Raw genomic sequence first — 14,613 nt, 5'->3', positions numbered from 1 at the left:
TTCTGAGGTGACATACCATAAGCTATGACCCGTTTAATATATATGGATCACAGCGCTACAACACCAGTTGATCCTGCTGTCAGGGAAGCCATGCTCCCTTATTTTTCCGAAAAGTTCGGCAATCCTTCAAGCCTTTATTCCATCGGAAGGGAAGCAAGGAGAGCCATTGAGGAGGCACGGCAGAAAGTGGCAGACCTGATAGGCGCTAAAAAAGAAGAGATTATATTCACAGGCAGCGGCACGGAATCCGATAACCTTGCAATAAAAGGAACAGTCTACAGGAACAGGAAAAAAGGAGACCATATCATTACAAGTTCGATCGAGCATCATGCCGTCCTGAACACCTGCAAGTACCTTGAGAAACAGGGTTTTAAAGTCACGTACCTTCCCGTAAACCATGAAGGATTGGTGAATCCTGCTGATGTCGAAAGCGCAATCACGCCAAAGACAATATTGATATCGGTCATGCATGCCAATAACGAGATAGGCACGATCCAGCCGATAGAGGAGATCGGCAAGATAGCTAAAGAAAAAGAAATCCCTTTTCATACCGATGCAGTCCAGACAGCCGGGAAAATCCCGTTCAATGTGGATGCCCTCGGCGTGAACCTGCTATCCATGAGCGCACACAAGATATACGGACCGAAAGGGGTTGGCGCTCTTTACATCAGGAAAGGGACATTCGTGGAGCCCCAGCTGCATGGAGGAGGTCATGAGAGAAATCTCAGATCAAGTACAGAGAATGTCCCCGGCATAGTGGGCTTTGGAAAAGCTGCCGGACTTGCAAAGGAACATCTTCCTCAGGAAGAAGCTCTGGCAAAGCTCAGGGATTCCCTTATCAGGGGCGTTCTTGAGATCAAAGAATCTTACCTCAACGGGCACCCGACAAAACGCCTCCCCAACAATGCAAATTTCAGGTTCAGCTATATAGAGGGCGAATCCATGATATTAAATCTTGACATGAAAGGAATTGCAGCATCAACAGGCTCAGCGTGTTCTTCAACATCTCTTGAGCCGTCACATGTTCTTCTGGCGATTGGCTTAAAACCCGAAGAATCCCACGGTTCCCTTCGACTGACCCTCGGGCATGAGAACACACAGGAAGATGTGGATTACGTTGTATCGGTATTACCGGAGATAGTGAACAAACTCCGTATGATTTCGCCGTTAGCGAGGTGAAAGAATGGCAGATGGATACAGTGAAAAAGTAATGGAACATTTTGCAAACCCAAGGAACGTTGGCGAGATAAAGGACGCGGACGGCATCGGCAAGGTAGGTAACCCGGTCTGCGGCGACCTTATGTGGATATACATAAAAGTAAAGGACAACCGGCTTGAAGATGTCAAATTCAAGACTTTCGGATGCGGTGCCGCTATCGCCACAAGCAGCATGGTCACCGAGATGGCTAAAGGCAAGACCCTTGAGGAAGCTCTTAAGATTACCAGGAATGATGTTGCCGAGGCGCTTGATGGTCTTCCGCCCGTAAAGATGCACTGCTCAAACCTTGCAGCCGACGGGCTTCATGCAGCTATAAAGGATTATCTTGAAAAATCGGGAAAAAAATGAGACCTCCGTGCGAAATAGTGGTGCAGAAAGTCCTTCCTGCGATACGCGCAGAACTTGCGCGGATAATGCTTGAGGAAGGATTTCCCCAGCAACAGATAGCGAACAGGCTCGGTCTCTCAAAAGCTGCGGTTTCCCAGTATGTAAGTGCCAAGAGGGGAAAAGACATAACTTTCTCTTCCGATACCGGGGAAAAAATCAGGGAACTTGCAAAAAGCCTTGCCGGCGACTTAAATGCGAATGATGCTGTAAGCAGTCTCTGCTCTGTATGCAGGGGTATTCAGGCTTCAGGATGGCTGTGTAAGGAGCATCTCCAGAAAAACGACTCCTGTACCTATTGCCTGAAGAAATAATACTTGCGGGATTATTGTATCATTTGTATAACCCGGTTTTTTTGGTTCGTATCATCCCTGTGGCGGACGAAGCTGCTTACAAATACGTACCAGTTATAGACCGCCAGGATGAACGATAAGAGGAAGATGAACTGGGAAGACTCAACAAGGAAATTCATCTGTGGAATCTCGCCTGTATCCGATAATCTCATCGTGAACTTAATAAGAGCATTGAGAGCGAACGATGCCCCTGCTATCGAGATATACATCCATGTTTTTTGCGTTACGGCTTCATCAAGGAACAGTCTGGCTTTCAACACGTCCTTATCCACTTTACTCATTATGAAAAGAATCTGTCCGATGAAGAATATTAGTATAAGCGATGCGATAACATTATATATTTCTATAAAAGCCTCAATAAAACCCACCGTATACGTTCTAATCACCTTCTTGAAACAGCAGTATATTTCTAATAGCATATATATATTGCTTAGACTAATAAATAGATTAGAACTTAATGTATATTATATAATTCCTATGTACCTGAAAACTGCCTTGCCATCATTAACGAAAGCTTAACATGTTCACTTGCATCTTCTTTTACAATATCCCCGTGCCCGGGATACATGGTGCTCACATCCAAGTTGCTCAGCTTCTCTATGGACCTGACCAACTGCTGCGTGCTTCCGCCGTAAAGGTCTGTGCGCCCGAAACTCCCGTCCTGGAAAACCGTATCTCCTGAAAACAGTACCTTTGAACGCGCACTGTACAGGCAGATGCCACCCGGAGTGTGCCCCGGAGTATGGATGACCTCAAGCTCCCCGAAAAATTCGCCGCCTTTTAGCAGGATATCAGGAACAATGGATAGTGCCTTTTCCCCGAACATGGAAGATGCGCTTGCACTGGCATTTCCAAGTAAAGGGGCATCATCTTTATGTATGGCGATCTTTGCTCCAAAAGCCACTGCAACATCGCCAGCCCCGCCTGCATGGTCATAGTGGCAGTGGGTAAGTATAATCGTCTCCAGATCCTCAGGCTTGATATATTTCCCAAGCTCAGCGATTACCGAACGTGCGTCCATGCCCACGTCAATAAGTATATGCCCGTCCACAAGATATGCGTTGGCATCATACAGAGAAGTTCTCAGTTTTATGACCTGCATATAAATCTCCTATACCGCCTGATGATTTAAAGATATGCGGCGCGGGTAAAAAATCATAATGACGAGAAATATTTATAAGTATAGAAGAGAATATATGCTTTGGGGGCATTTCGGCATCGTATCCATCCCCTCCGATGATTCCGTTACTGCCCCTCTTAGTTATAATAAATTATATCAGTATTTTTAATATCAGCTTACCTGACCTTTGTTCCTTCCCTGACTTTTCTCTCAGGCATTAACAGTACCGCGCCCTCAACATCCGCCGCAAGCACCATTCCGCAGGATTCCACGCCGAAAAGTTTTGCAGGCTTCATATTCGCCAGCACTACAACCTGCTTCCCGACAAGTTGTGAAGTATCATGGGATTTCGCTATTCCCGCAACGATCTGTCGTTTCTCTCCTATATCCACTTCCAGTCTCAGCAATTTATCAGAGCCTTTGATATTCTCGGCTGCGAGCACCGTGCCTATCCTGATATCGAGATTCTGGAACTCTTCAAATGTTATCACTGGCTTCACCTCCTCTGCCTCTATCTTTTTCTCTTTTGACTTTGCTAACTTTACCCTTTTATCAAGTATCGCTTCCATTTCCTTTATCTTCTTATCCTCGATTTTTGAAAATAATATTTCAGGAGGACCAAGCTCCACAGATGGTAATTCGATAAGCCCGTCCTCAAACCGTGCGGAATGTACATCCCCTGCAAGTGCTAACTGTTTCCATGCCTTTTCCATATTTCCGGGAAGCACAGGCTCAAACAGCAGTATAAGTGCTTTTCCTATCTGGAGGCAGTTCTTCACAACACGGGCGCACGCTTCCCTGTCTTTTTTGATGAGCTGCCAGGGTTCATTCGACTGGAAATATGCGTTCCCGTACTGCGCAAGCTCCATCATTTCATCGGTGGCTTTTTTGAACTCGTACTCGTCAAGGGCTGATATTACGTTGTTGGTAGTTGATTTTATTTTTTCGAAAATTTCCTTATCAACCTCACCCTCAGGTACTCTCCCGAAGTTCTTGTAAGCAAAATGCAGCGTCCGGTGCAGGAAATTTCCGAGCGCGCCTACAAGCTCGTTATTTACCTTATCCTGGAACACCTTCCATGAAAAGTTCAATTCCTTCGTATGAGATGTATAATTTGAGATATAATACCGCAAAAGGTCGGGATGGAAACCGTGGTCAAGGTAATCCTCGTCCACCCACACAACATATCCCCTGCTCTTTGAGAACTTCTTATCGTCGATCTTCAACATGCCTGATGCAACAACAGCCCAGGGCTGGGTATAACCTGCGCCTTTCAGCATCGCAGGCCAGAAAATGCAGTGGTGGTAGGTGATATCCTCGCCTATGAAATGAATGATGCGCGAATCGCCCTTCCAGTATTTCTCCCAATCGTTGCCTGTCCTGTTCGCCCATTCCTCGGTGAACGAGATATAGCCGATGGGCGCATCCACCCAGACGTACACTACAAGGTCATCATGACCCGGGAACCGCACGCCCCACTCAAGATTCCTTGTGATGCACCAGTCCTTCAGGTCCTTTGCCCACTCTTTTGCGTAATTTATGGCATTCGACGTGCCCCAAAGCGTATTTAGGTACTTTGAGAGAAATCCGCTGAAGGCTGAGAGTTTGAAGAAGAAATGCTCCTGCTCCCTGTACTCGGCAGGGCTTCCGCAAATCCTGCACCGCGCATTCTTTATCTCGCCCGGTTCAAGATGCTTCCCACACCCCTGGTCGCATTCATCGCCGCGCGCGACCGCTTCGCAATACGGACAGATGCCTTCCACGTACCTGTCCGGAAGGAAACGCTTATCCCTGGGACAGTAAGCCAGTTTGATGACCTGCGGGTACACATAGTTATTCTGTATGAGTGCCTCCACAATGCTGTTCGTCCTTGCATGGTTTGTGGGCGAATCCGTATTCCCGAATATGCTGAATTCCACTTCCATCGCTTTGAAGACGCTTTCAAAAAGCTTATGGTACCTGTTCACAAGCTCTTTCGGGGCAATCCCCTGTTCTTCCGCATTTACCACTATCGGAGTCCCGTGAGCATCGGAACCGCAGACAAATACGGCTTCCTGACCCTGCTTCCTGAGAGCCCTGACAAAGATATCCCCGGGTACATAGGTACGCAGGTGCCCGATGTGGCATTTGCCGTTAGCATACGGAAGACCGCAGGTTACAACGACCGGTTTATCTGATGGGAAATTGGACATGGAGGTTCTAACATGGAGCTTCGTTATAAAATATGTTTCTGTATAAAACGTCTATGCTAACATCTTCTTCTTAAGGTAACAAAATTAAGTCAGAATATTCCACCAACTGGAATATTTCGACAAATATCTGGTATTTAACCAAATAGATACTTCTCTATTCTATCCATGCCCTTCCTGATATTTTCCATGCCGTTCGCATAAGAGAAACGGATATAACCTTCAGCCCCGTCGCCAAAATCAATACCCGGCGTTACAGCCACTCCCGCTTCTTCAAGGATGTGCCTGCTGAGTACAAGCGAATCCGGACCGAATTCACCTGCATTGGCAAGAACATAATATGCTCCCTCAGGCTCGCTTTTGATTCCGAAACCAATCCCCTTTAGCCTCTTCAGAATATAACGCCTCCGTTTATCATACGTGGCTACCATCTCTTTCACATGCTCCTGCGTGCCGCGGAGTGCAGCCACCCCTGCATGCTGGACAAAGCTGTTGGTGCAGATGAAGAAATTCTGTTGTAGTTTTTGAAGCGGTCTGATGTACTCAGTCGGGGCGATCAGGTACCCCAGCCTCCACCCGGTCATGGCGTACAGCTTGGAAAAGCCGTTCAGGATAAAGGCATTATCAGTGAATTCCAGTATGGAGTGGTCTTTGCCTTTGTAAATAAGACCCTGGTATATCTCATCAGAGATCACCGGCACTTTGCCTGCTGCCTCTGCAATCCCCCGCATGGTTTCAGGATACATCACACTGCCGGTGGGATTGATGGGGAATTTATCAATATGGCTTTTGTTCTATCAGTGATTTTTCGAGCAACCCCTTCAGGCTCCAAACTAAAGCCCGCGTCTTCATGAGTATATTCAAATACAGGCTTGCCGCCCAGGTATTTCACAAAGTTCGGATAGCAGGCGTAATATGGATTCGACATGACGACTTCGTCACCCTGCTCAAGGAGACACATAAAAAGAAGCAGCAACGCCGGGCTTGTACCTGATGTAATAACGACTTGCTGCGGGTTTATATCAAGACCGAATCTCAGGTTATAATACTCCGCAACCGCTTCCCTGAGCTGAGGCAGCCCCAGGCTGTGGGTGTACTTCGTCTCACCTGCTTTCAAAGCATCCAGAGCTGCATTACAGATATGAGGCGCAGTCGGGAAATCGGGCTCACCTATCTCAAGATGGATTATGTTTTTACCTGCGCACTCAAGCTCCTGCGCTCTCTCAAGCACTTCCATGACGTGGAACGGGGGGAGATTTGCGGATTTCTGGGAGAACATAAGGGTAATATCAGGATTGCAGCCTTTAATTTTATTTCTTCGTAGCTTTTTCTTCTATTTTTTCGTATGCATAGAAACAATATCAAATTTGTCTTTCTAACTATATAATATTGGCATGACCCTTTATAAATATCACACAGCTAAATGCCGGATAAAAGCAAAAATAGCCATGCAGGTATAAAAAGAATCTCTGTACCCTCGATGTCACGTTTCTCAAGCTGATCTTTTGTGATAATTATCCCTTTTTTAACTTCGAACTTTTGGCAAAATTTCAACACAGGTCTCACATCGTTATTTGTTATATACGATTGATATTTTACCTCTATCGGCAGAATTCTTTCCTTCTCCTTTACTACAATATCCACTTCATCTTTCTGCGGAGTTCTCCAGAAGGCGGTTTTATCAATATTGCCTGCTACTGCCGCCTCAACCAGATGCCCGACAACCTCAGTATTTATAATTTCAAAAGGATAGTCCAGCAAAGCTATAACAATTGAACTGTGAGCAGAATATTGCTTCTTGCTCGCTCGGACCTGCTTGGCAACGCTCGCTGTGAAATTGTAAGCAACATTTATCAAAAAGGATTTCTCAAGCAGGTTAACGTAATAAGATATTAGGTTTCGATTGACTTTTAAAATACCCGATAGGTTCACAATTTCAAACAATCGCGCATTGCTGTTCGCCAGTAATCTCAATAGTTCATATATTATTTTTTCATCTTCCCCGGAGAGCCTGGCTATATCAGTTATTGCTTTTTCTATTACTGATTCTTTTATGTATTTTTTTATAAACTCTTCGTCCTTTATTTCAAGCAACTCAGGAAACGCGCCTTTTATCAGGTAGCTTTCAAATAACGCTTTGTACCTTTCTTTTTTTTCGGCAAATTTCAGATCATACTCCCTGAACAACTCTTTTCTTGAAATTTCATATTCCAATCCAAAATATCTCACATATTCTTTAAAAGTCAGTATGGGCAGATAGAAAGTAAGAATTCTCCCTGCAAGAGTTTCTTTGTATTGATTTAACTCAAGACTGGCTGAACCCGAGATAAAGATTTTAAGGTTCTCTTCAGTATCATAATATACTTTTAGCAGGTCTGCCCAATTTGGCAACTTCTGCACTTCGTCCATAAAAAGATACCTTACTTTACTTTTGTCTGAAAATTCCAGAAAGTAATTTATTAAGTCTTCAGCGGTATTATATTTTTGAAAATCTATGTCATCAAGAGATATGTAGCACAGGTTATTTTTTGGTGCATCAAGTTTCTGCAGAATCTGCTTTACCAGTACCGTTTTTCCCACCCTTCTAAGCCCTACTATAGCTATTATTTGTTTATACCCAACATATTTTAATATCCTTTCATGAAGGGCTCTCTCAAATTCAGGCAGGCTTAATTTTTTGTCCTGCCACCATGGATTTTGTTTGATTAATAGTACCCTGTGTCTCTCTTCCATACTTAACATGATGTAATAGCATGTTTATAAATTTTATGCATGTTTTTTGTGCACAAAATTAAACATTACGTTTTGTATGGTTAATTGAAGATCATACATAAACTATAAATCCCATCGAGGTTATGTATAGTATTGTCAAAACCATAAAAAGATGATAATAATGACCCTGAATACGAGCCAGCAAGCATATCTTGAAGAAAAATTCAAAGACCGTGTGACCTTTGACCCTGTAGAACGCAAACTTTACGGGCACGACATTGCCGCCATCCCTGCCCTAATCAAGCCTCTCATCGGGGATACAACGCCCGATGCTGTCGTCCAGCCCAGAAGCGAGGAAGAACTTATCGAACTTGTCAGGTGGGCTGGCGAGCATAAGATTCCACTTACGCCGAGGGGCAAAGCAACATCGGGATACGGGGGAGCGATCCCGGTCAAGAAAGGAGTTGTTGTTGATTTTTACCGGATGAAAGAAGTACTGGCTGTTGATGAGGATAATCTGACCGTGACCGTGCAGCCTGGCATCTCATGGGAGCAACTGGATAACAAGCTTGCGTCTTCTGATCTGACCCTGAGGCTCTATCCCACAAGCTACCCTTCCTCGACCGTGGGAGGCTGGCTTGCTCAGGGCGGAGCAGGTATCGGAAGCTACGAATACGGCTATTTCCGCGAGAACGTGGTCTCAGCAAGGGTTGTATTACCTGCAGGAGAGGTTCGTGACTTCTCAGGCGAAGAACTTGACCTTGTTTCAGAGGCTGAGGGAATTACGGGATTGATAAGCCGTGTAACTCTACGCGTCCAGCCAAAAGAAGACATGGATGTAGCTGCTTTAGCATGTCCGGATGCCCTTGACCTCCAGAAGCTTGTGAAATCAATCATTGAAGCTAAACTGCCCATCTGGTCAATGGTGTTCATCAACCCGCGTATGGCTGAAATGAAGAACCGCGCACCAGTGATGGAGCACTACGGGCATCCTGCGGAGGAGCGCGTGCTCCTGCCCGCTGCTTACGTACTGACACTGGCTTTTCGCATGAAGAACAGCGGAACGGTCCGCTCTGCCCTGCCGGAACTGGTCAAACCCTGCGAGGCTGAGCTCCTGGATGACCGCATAGCACGGCATGAGTGGGAACACCGGTTCAAGCTAATGGTCGTAAAGCGCCTCGGTCCTTCTCTTGTGCCTGCCGAGGTCATTGTGCCTTTATCCAATCTGGGCAGCATGATGGGAGAGATCGAACGAAAGGTAGACCAGCCCATAGTTAAGGAGGGCGTCATTATCCGGAACGGCTCAAAAGGCGAGCCTGAAGCCGTTATTCTGGGTTTCATCCCGAGCGACCAGAGAAAGTTCAGCTACAACTTTGTATTTGGTCTTGTCCTCACGATCATGAAGATCGCCGAAAAGAACGGCGGAAGACCCTATGCGACAGGATTATATTTCTCAAAGAAAACCGATGAAGTGCTGGGCAAAGAACGGGCAAAAAGACTTCGCACTTTCAAAAAAGAAACCGACCCGCGCGGATTGATGAATCCCGATAAGGTCATCGGCAACGGGCTCCTGGGTATTGCGCTGCACGTAGCCGGAAGTTTCGAGCCGCTTATCCGCCCGCTGGGGAACATGGTAACTACACGCATTGGTGAGAGACCTGAGGGCAACATCCGCGATATCCCTGCTGATGTAGCCTGGTATGCCTATAGCTGCTCACAGTGTGGATACTGCATGGATGAGTGCGCCCAGTTCTACGGACGCGGCTGGGAGAGCCAGAGCCCGAGGGGCAAATGGTACTGGCTGCGCGAGTATATGGAAGGTCGCGCTCAGTGGAATCAGAAGATGGTTGATACGTTCCTTGTATGCACAACATGCGAGCTATGTAACAGGCGCTGCTCCGCCTCTTTGCCTGTCGAACCCTCATGGATGAAACTCAGGGGCAAGCTGATTAACGAAGATAAACAGATGACCTTCCCTCCATTCGTGATAATGTCTGAAGCATTGCGCGCGCAAGGCGATATCTGGGCAGGGTATAGAAAAGACCGCTCTGCCTGGTTCCCTGAAGACTTAAAGGAGAAACACGGTCCGCATCACAGATCGAAGAACGTGTACTTCGCCGGCTGCACAGCCAGTTATGTTGAGAAGGACATCGGCATGGCAAGCGTACGGCTGCTTGATAAGGCAGGCGTGGACTTTACATACCTTGGCGAGAAGGAAAGTTGCTGCGCAACACCGATGCTTGTGGCTGGCAGATGGGACCTGTTCGCAGAGACAATGAAACGGAACATTGCTGCGGTTAAGGCTGCCGGCGCTGATACTGTCATTACTTCCTGCCCTGCATGCGATCTGATGTGGCGCCAGGTTTACCCTGAATGGGCTAAGAGACTGGGAATAAAGTATGGGATTTCGACCAGGCATTACAGCCAGATAGTATCAGAGAAGATTAAAGCGGGAGAGTTCAAATTCCCTGCTCAAGCCACGAAACCGGTTACGGTCACATGGCATGATTCCTGCCACATCGGCAGGGCGTCCGGCATATACGAACCTCCGCGCGATGTCATAAAAGCCATTCCGAACGTGAAATTTGTTGAAATGAGCCACAACAGGGAAAACGCCCACTGCTGCGGTTCGGTACTGACCCTTATCAAAGAGCCGCCTGTAGCTGCGGATATTGGCAGGATACGCCTTGATGAGGCTGTAGAGGCAGGTGCTGAAAAGGTGCTTGCACTATGCCCGTGCTGCCAGTTCCAGCTCAGGGTGAGCACAGATAAGAAGAAAGTCCCGGTTGAAGTCGTGGACCTTGCGAGGTTCGCGGCTGCTGCCATCGGCTATGAATTCCCTGACCCGAACCCCGAAGTCCAGGCACAGTGGGCTGTCTTTGAGGCGATGATAGCTCTCATGACCCCGCGGGGCTTTGCAGACCTGATGGGCACGATGTTCCCGGAGCTTATCGACGCCATGCCCTTCGGGATGGGAAAGATGATGCGTGCGATGGGCAGGGTTCCGGGCGCGCTTTCGCTCATGAAGCCGATGTTTCCGGTGCTGTTTCCCATCCTGCTCCCGAAGATGATGCCGAAAGTCATGCCCGCAACGCTGGAGAGGGTACAGCAGAGGATCCCCATGCCGGATTACATGGCAGAACAGATGCCAGAGCTTATGCCGAAGGTGATGGATAACCTGATGCCGCATATGATCGATGATGTGGTGCCGCTGGTCACGCAGCCGATGATCGATTACCTGGGAGGGAAAGTACCGCCCAAGAAAGAAAAGGGTTAAGTATAATCGTGCATATTGACAGTCCACCCCGCCTTAACTCAGTGGCCAGAGTGCGCGGCTGTAGTATGATTCATGTGCGATATGCACACATTAACGCGCAGGCACCGCGAAGTCCCCGGTTCGAGTCTGGGAGGCGGGATGTTTTATTTATATGGATTAATTTTAAATGTTCGCAATCGGAATTTAATCAGATGAACGAGTATCATTTAATTGGACAATTTCCCAAACCCGGAGAAGGGGAATATGTACCCGTAACCTTTATTGAGTTCAAACGTAAGAGTGTGGGCTGGTCGCCCGAACTTAAAAGAAGCGTGTACATCGAGAATGGCGAGGACAGCTCAAAGCTAAAAAGAATCAGAGAAGTAAATGTAATGATCGCGATAAACCACCTGTCCGGGAATGTATCGTCTATTGAGCTTACAGATGAAGAGAAACAGCGGTTCGATGAAGTGTACGGCATGTTCCTTAAAACTGGAGGGCAGCTCATGTACACGCGGAAAAAGATCGGGTCAAGAATGGTCTCCTGCTTTGAGGTTCATTCTGTTGACAGGGAAGCAACAGATGTACCTGAAAAAACCCTGTTGTCCGAAAGAATATGAGCGGGATGAAAAAAAGATAAACGTGATCTTTATTTTACGATCACTTTACCTGTAGCGTTCGGGTATTCTTTAAGAGAAGGATACGCTGCCAGGACAAAATTATAAGTACCTGACCGGTTAAACTGATAAAAGGTTCTTTTTGCGTACTCTGTAGTCTTGTTTTCAAATAAACCCTCTTTACTGACCAGGACAATGCGTGTGCGCTGCTGTTCCTCATTGCTCCATACGATAGTGTCTGACCTGTTTATGTTTATAACGGCAGGATTAAATCCATGCCCCACATCCATTTTAACCGAATATGATTCACTTTGTTCAGGCTCAATGGCCGGAGCTGATGCCTGTACCGGAACATATCCCTGCACAATATCTGCCGCTGGTGTAGTCGTCACAGATGCATTAATATCGGAAGTATCCGGGAGATGCATAAATTGCGGTATCAGATAATAAGACAGGATCACGATAAATACGATAACCCCACCCAGTACGATGACATTTCTCAGGCTTCCTTTCAGGGCAGGATATTTTTGAGTAACTTCAGTCCCAGTATGGGGTTTTTTAATTTCAGGTATCTTATCCTTAATCGAAGGGAGCTTGATCTGGAGAACATCCTCTTTTATCTCATCAGGTTTTTTAGTCTCGGAAAAATCCTGGTACCAGTCGCACTGCGGGTTCAGGCAGAATTGTGCCGTGGGAATATCTACAAATCCAAGCCCGATTGATTTTTTTACACTTTTTGTCTGAACCTCGCCTCCGCATTTGGGACATCTTTCAACAAACTTCATAGGCAGTATATATTAATGCAGGCAATATTAAGATTAACGGAAATCTATATAAAACTTTAAAACTTAGCAAAAATAGTGCACATAAAACCCCAGATACGTATCCTTGCCATCGATGATTCGCCTTTAATAAAAGAGGAGGTCACCATAATAGGTGCTTTTTTCAGGGGAGGCAGGCAGCTTGATGGCATTCTTCGCTCGGAAATAACAAAAGACGGCATGGATGCCACCGCCGCCATCGTACGGATGGTCAGGGGTTCAAAGTATTACAGCCAGATAAGGGTCATCATGCTGGATGGGGTCACATATGCAGGATTTAATCCTGTTGATATAAATGAACTTTTTAACGAGACAAAAATCCCGGTCATCGTTTTCATGCGTTCATGCCCTGATTTTGAAAGCATCAGGCTCGCCCTCAAGCATCTCTCAGAGTCGGAAGAGAGGTGGGAGATAATCCGGCGTGCAGGGAAAATTTACAAGATAATACAGGAGAACCCGGTATATATCCAGTTCTGCGGCATCGATAAAGAGAGCGCTATCGAGATAGTCCGCATTACTTCAATGCACAGCAATATCCCCGAGCCGCTCAGGGTTGCGCATCTTATAGCGACGGGTGTTGTGCTGGGTGAATCTGCAGGTAAAGCATGATGAAATCAGTAAAAAATGTTAAAAAGAAGGTAAAAATCAATACCTTCTTCTGACAAGCAGCGCTACAAGCAGCGCCCCAATCGCGAAAGCTATCTCAAATGCAGGTGCCTCTGTCGGGGTCGGCGCAGGAGTTGTCGCTGCCGGTGTTGTTGCCGTGGGCGTTGCTTCGGTGAAAACAAGCTTGCTTACCCCGCTCTCATAGCTGTGCCTTACCTGCGCGTTATCAAAGATCGCCGTCCCGAAGGAATATTCCTTCTTCATGTCTGAGAACTGGACATCATTCTGGCTGCCTGTGGTGAGTTTTCTGCCGTATTCCATCGTCCATTTGCCGTCCGTATAAACTGCCTTGCCCTGGATATCTGCCCTATCGCCTGTAGGCGGTCTTGCGATGATAGCTGCAATTTCATCGTTGGCTCTGTAGGTATCATTGAAGGGCTGTTTCTGATCATCAAATATCCAGTATGTTTTGTTTATCTGGGCTGGCTGTGTTGGTGAAGTATAGTTTGGAGCATTCCTGGCAGCATTGATATTATTATAATACGGCACAACCCCGGGATCGCTGTGCCTTCCCGCCTCAGGTGCGCTTGTCTTATTGTATCTTGTAGAGTCCAAAAATTGGTCGTCTATGTAGCCTGTGGGGTTGGTTCTTACAATCTTCATATGCCAGATATCTCCAGTCTCGCCCGGATTCGGAGCATATTTATTTCCATAATCTTTGACATCAGAGTTCTCGCCGACATGACAGGTGGCAATACAACCCTGTGCATCAAATGAGGGCATGTTTATGTTCCAGATCTGGGCGAACTTATCTTCATAATATGTGTTTTCGCCGCCCTCCTTGGCATCAGGCGTTTGAAGTACATTCCAGCTTCCATTTGCCTGTTTCTGCCAGGGCATGCGCCTCAGGCTTTCTGTTGGGTCGTTCCATTGCGCAAGGAAGTATACTGAATCGTCAGTATAAACGCTTTTAAGTGTGACTGTATGCGACCCTGTATTTGCTCCGCCCGCAACATTGACGGTCATCGCAGAAGCCTGATCCCACACTGCTTCAGGTGTTCCATCTATAACGGGTGCTATTGTCACTTTAACTGAAGTAAGGGTGCCTGCTGACCCTGCTCCTGCGCCGAGCAACAGCCATATAACTAATCCTGCTACAATTGAATTATTGATATTAACTTTCCCTAATTCCATATGGACTTCCTCCCAAATATTGCACTGAGTTTTACCCCCGTTTTTATAGTGCTAATTTGTTCTTTGTTATATCTGTTGTCTCTTATAGTTTATAAACATTTTTCAACAATGGAATTTACCCAAGTTTTACCCTTGGTTATGA

The 14,613-nt window shown here is 46.5% G+C and carries 12 protein-coding genes, 1 tRNA gene and 1 pseudogene; 7 read left to right on the top strand and 7 right to left on the bottom strand.

Annotated features, from left to right (window positions below):
- Positions 1-24: 24 nt before the first annotated feature.
- From nifS to MNV_RS11195, 3 genes are read left to right on the top strand one after another with little or no spacing between them, the layout of a single operon-like run.
- Positions 25-1,179, top strand: a complete 1,155-nt coding sequence (gene nifS / locus MNV_RS11205) for a cysteine desulfurase NifS (RefSeq protein WP_179293948.1) — start codon at positions 25-27, stop codon at positions 1,177-1,179.
- Positions 1,180-1,183: 4 nt separating this feature from the next.
- Entirely contained in the window at positions 1,184-1,567 is a 384-nt protein-coding gene (gene nifU / locus MNV_RS11200) for a Fe-S cluster assembly scaffold protein NifU (RefSeq protein ID WP_096206045.1), read from the top strand.
- Positions 1,564-1,917: a transcriptional regulator gene (locus MNV_RS11195; protein ID WP_096206044.1), complete on the top strand. Its 354-nt coding sequence runs from the start codon at positions 1,564-1,566 to the stop codon at positions 1,915-1,917. Before nifU ends, MNV_RS11195 begins: the two co-directional genes overlap by 4 nt.
- A gap of 11 nt (positions 1,918-1,928) precedes the next feature.
- Here the strand turns inward: MNV_RS11195 and MNV_RS11190 are convergent, their stop codons facing one another.
- From MNV_RS11190 to MNV_RS11170, 5 genes and pseudogenes are all read right to left on the bottom strand, one after another.
- Complete coding sequence (locus MNV_RS11190; protein WP_143311750.1) at positions 1,929-2,375, bottom strand: hypothetical protein; 447 nt, start codon at positions 2,373-2,375, stop codon at positions 1,929-1,931.
- A gap of 56 nt (positions 2,376-2,431) precedes the next feature.
- Positions 2,432-3,058 carry an MBL fold metallo-hydrolase gene (locus MNV_RS11185; RefSeq protein WP_096206042.1) on the bottom strand — a complete coding sequence of 209 codons (627 nt, stop codon included), beginning with the start codon at positions 3,056-3,058 and terminating at the stop codon, positions 2,432-2,434.
- Between the two features lie 194 nt (positions 3,059-3,252).
- Entirely contained in the window at positions 3,253-5,268 is a 2,016-nt protein-coding gene (metG, locus tag MNV_RS11180; RefSeq protein WP_096206041.1) for a methionine--tRNA ligase, read from the bottom strand.
- A gap of 134 nt (positions 5,269-5,402) precedes the next feature.
- Positions 5,403-6,502, bottom strand: a pseudogene (locus tag MNV_RS11175) (pyridoxal phosphate-dependent aminotransferase).
- Between the two features lie 182 nt (positions 6,503-6,684).
- Positions 6,685-7,998, bottom strand: coding sequence for an ATP-binding protein (locus MNV_RS11170; RefSeq protein ID WP_179293947.1), 1,314 nt, complete (start codon positions 7,996-7,998; stop codon positions 6,685-6,687).
- A gap of 160 nt (positions 7,999-8,158) precedes the next feature.
- On the opposite strand from MNV_RS11170, the gene MNV_RS11165 reads away from it, so the two are divergent.
- The 3 genes from MNV_RS11165 (at position 8,159) to MNV_RS11155 (ending at position 11,853) form a co-directional block, all read left to right on the top strand.
- Positions 8,159-11,254: an FAD-binding and (Fe-S)-binding domain-containing protein gene (locus MNV_RS11165; RefSeq protein ID WP_218838007.1), complete on the top strand. Its 3,096-nt coding sequence runs from the start codon at positions 8,159-8,161 to the stop codon at positions 11,252-11,254.
- Between the two features lie 27 nt (positions 11,255-11,281).
- Positions 11,282-11,393 (top strand) — tRNA-Tyr (locus tag MNV_RS11160).
- Positions 11,394-11,445: 52 nt separating this feature from the next.
- The gene (locus MNV_RS11155; protein ID WP_096206039.1) at positions 11,446-11,853 is read left to right on the top strand and encodes a hypothetical protein; all 408 of its coding nucleotides are present in this window, start codon (positions 11,446-11,448) and stop codon (positions 11,851-11,853) included.
- 29 nt (positions 11,854-11,882) lie between these two features.
- Here MNV_RS11155 and MNV_RS11150 read toward each other — a convergent pair whose 3' ends face one another.
- Entirely contained in the window at positions 11,883-12,635 is a 753-nt protein-coding gene (locus MNV_RS11150; RefSeq protein WP_096206038.1) for a cupredoxin domain-containing protein, read from the bottom strand.
- 72 nt (positions 12,636-12,707) lie between these two features.
- Here MNV_RS11150 and MNV_RS11145 point away from each other — a divergent pair, with 72 nt between their 5' ends.
- The gene (locus MNV_RS11145) at positions 12,708-13,280 is read left to right on the top strand and encodes an endonuclease dU (RefSeq protein WP_096206037.1); all 573 of its coding nucleotides are present in this window, start codon (positions 12,708-12,710) and stop codon (positions 13,278-13,280) included.
- 36 nt (positions 13,281-13,316) lie between these two features.
- Here the strand turns inward: MNV_RS11145 and MNV_RS11140 are convergent, their stop codons facing one another.
- A complete protein-coding gene (locus tag MNV_RS11140) occupies positions 13,317-14,471 on the bottom strand; it encodes an ethylbenzene dehydrogenase-related protein (protein ID WP_096206036.1) in 1,155 nt (384 codons plus the stop codon).
- Positions 14,472-14,613: the final 142 nt, after the last annotated feature.

The sequence above is a fragment of the Candidatus Methanoperedens nitratireducens genome (genome assembly GCF_900196725.1).
Classification (GTDB): domain Archaea; phylum Halobacteriota; class Methanosarcinia; order Methanosarcinales; family Methanoperedenaceae; genus Methanoperedens; species Methanoperedens nitroreducens_A.
This window is presented reverse-complemented; position numbering and strand designations above follow the sequence as displayed.

Bases quoted from the DNA above. Each gene is read 5' to 3' on its own strand.
- nifU (WP_096206045.1), top strand. From the start codon at position 1,184: ATGGCAGATGGATACAGTGAAAAAGTAATGGAACATTTTGCAAACCCA.
- MNV_RS11155 (WP_096206039.1), top strand. From the start codon at position 11,446: ATGAACGAGTATCATTTAATTGGACAATTTCCCAAACCCGGAGAAGGG.
- MNV_RS11195 (WP_096206044.1), top strand. From the start codon at position 1,564: ATGAGACCTCCGTGCGAAATAGTGGTGCAGAAAGTCCTTCCTGCGATA.
- MNV_RS11170 (WP_179293947.1), bottom strand. From the start codon at position 7,998: ATGGAAGAGAGACACAGGGTACTATTAATCAAACAAAATCCATGGTGG.
- nifS (WP_179293948.1), top strand. From the start codon at position 25: ATGACCCGTTTAATATATATGGATCACAGCGCTACAACACCAGTTGAT.
- MNV_RS11140 (WP_096206036.1), bottom strand. From the start codon at position 14,471: ATGGAATTAGGGAAAGTTAATATCAATAATTCAATTGTAGCAGGATTA.
- MNV_RS11190 (WP_143311750.1), bottom strand. From the start codon at position 2,375: ATGCTATTAGAAATATACTGCTGTTTCAAGAAGGTGATTAGAACGTAT.
- metG (WP_096206041.1), bottom strand. From the start codon at position 5,268: ATGTCCAATTTCCCATCAGATAAACCGGTCGTTGTAACCTGCGGTCTT.
- MNV_RS11150 (WP_096206038.1), bottom strand. From the start codon at position 12,635: ATGAAGTTTGTTGAAAGATGTCCCAAATGCGGAGGCGAGGTTCAGACA.
- MNV_RS11185 (WP_096206042.1), bottom strand. From the start codon at position 3,058: ATGCAGGTCATAAAACTGAGAACTTCTCTGTATGATGCCAACGCATAT.
- MNV_RS11165 (WP_218838007.1), top strand. From the start codon at position 8,159: ATGACCCTGAATACGAGCCAGCAAGCATATCTTGAAGAAAAATTCAAA.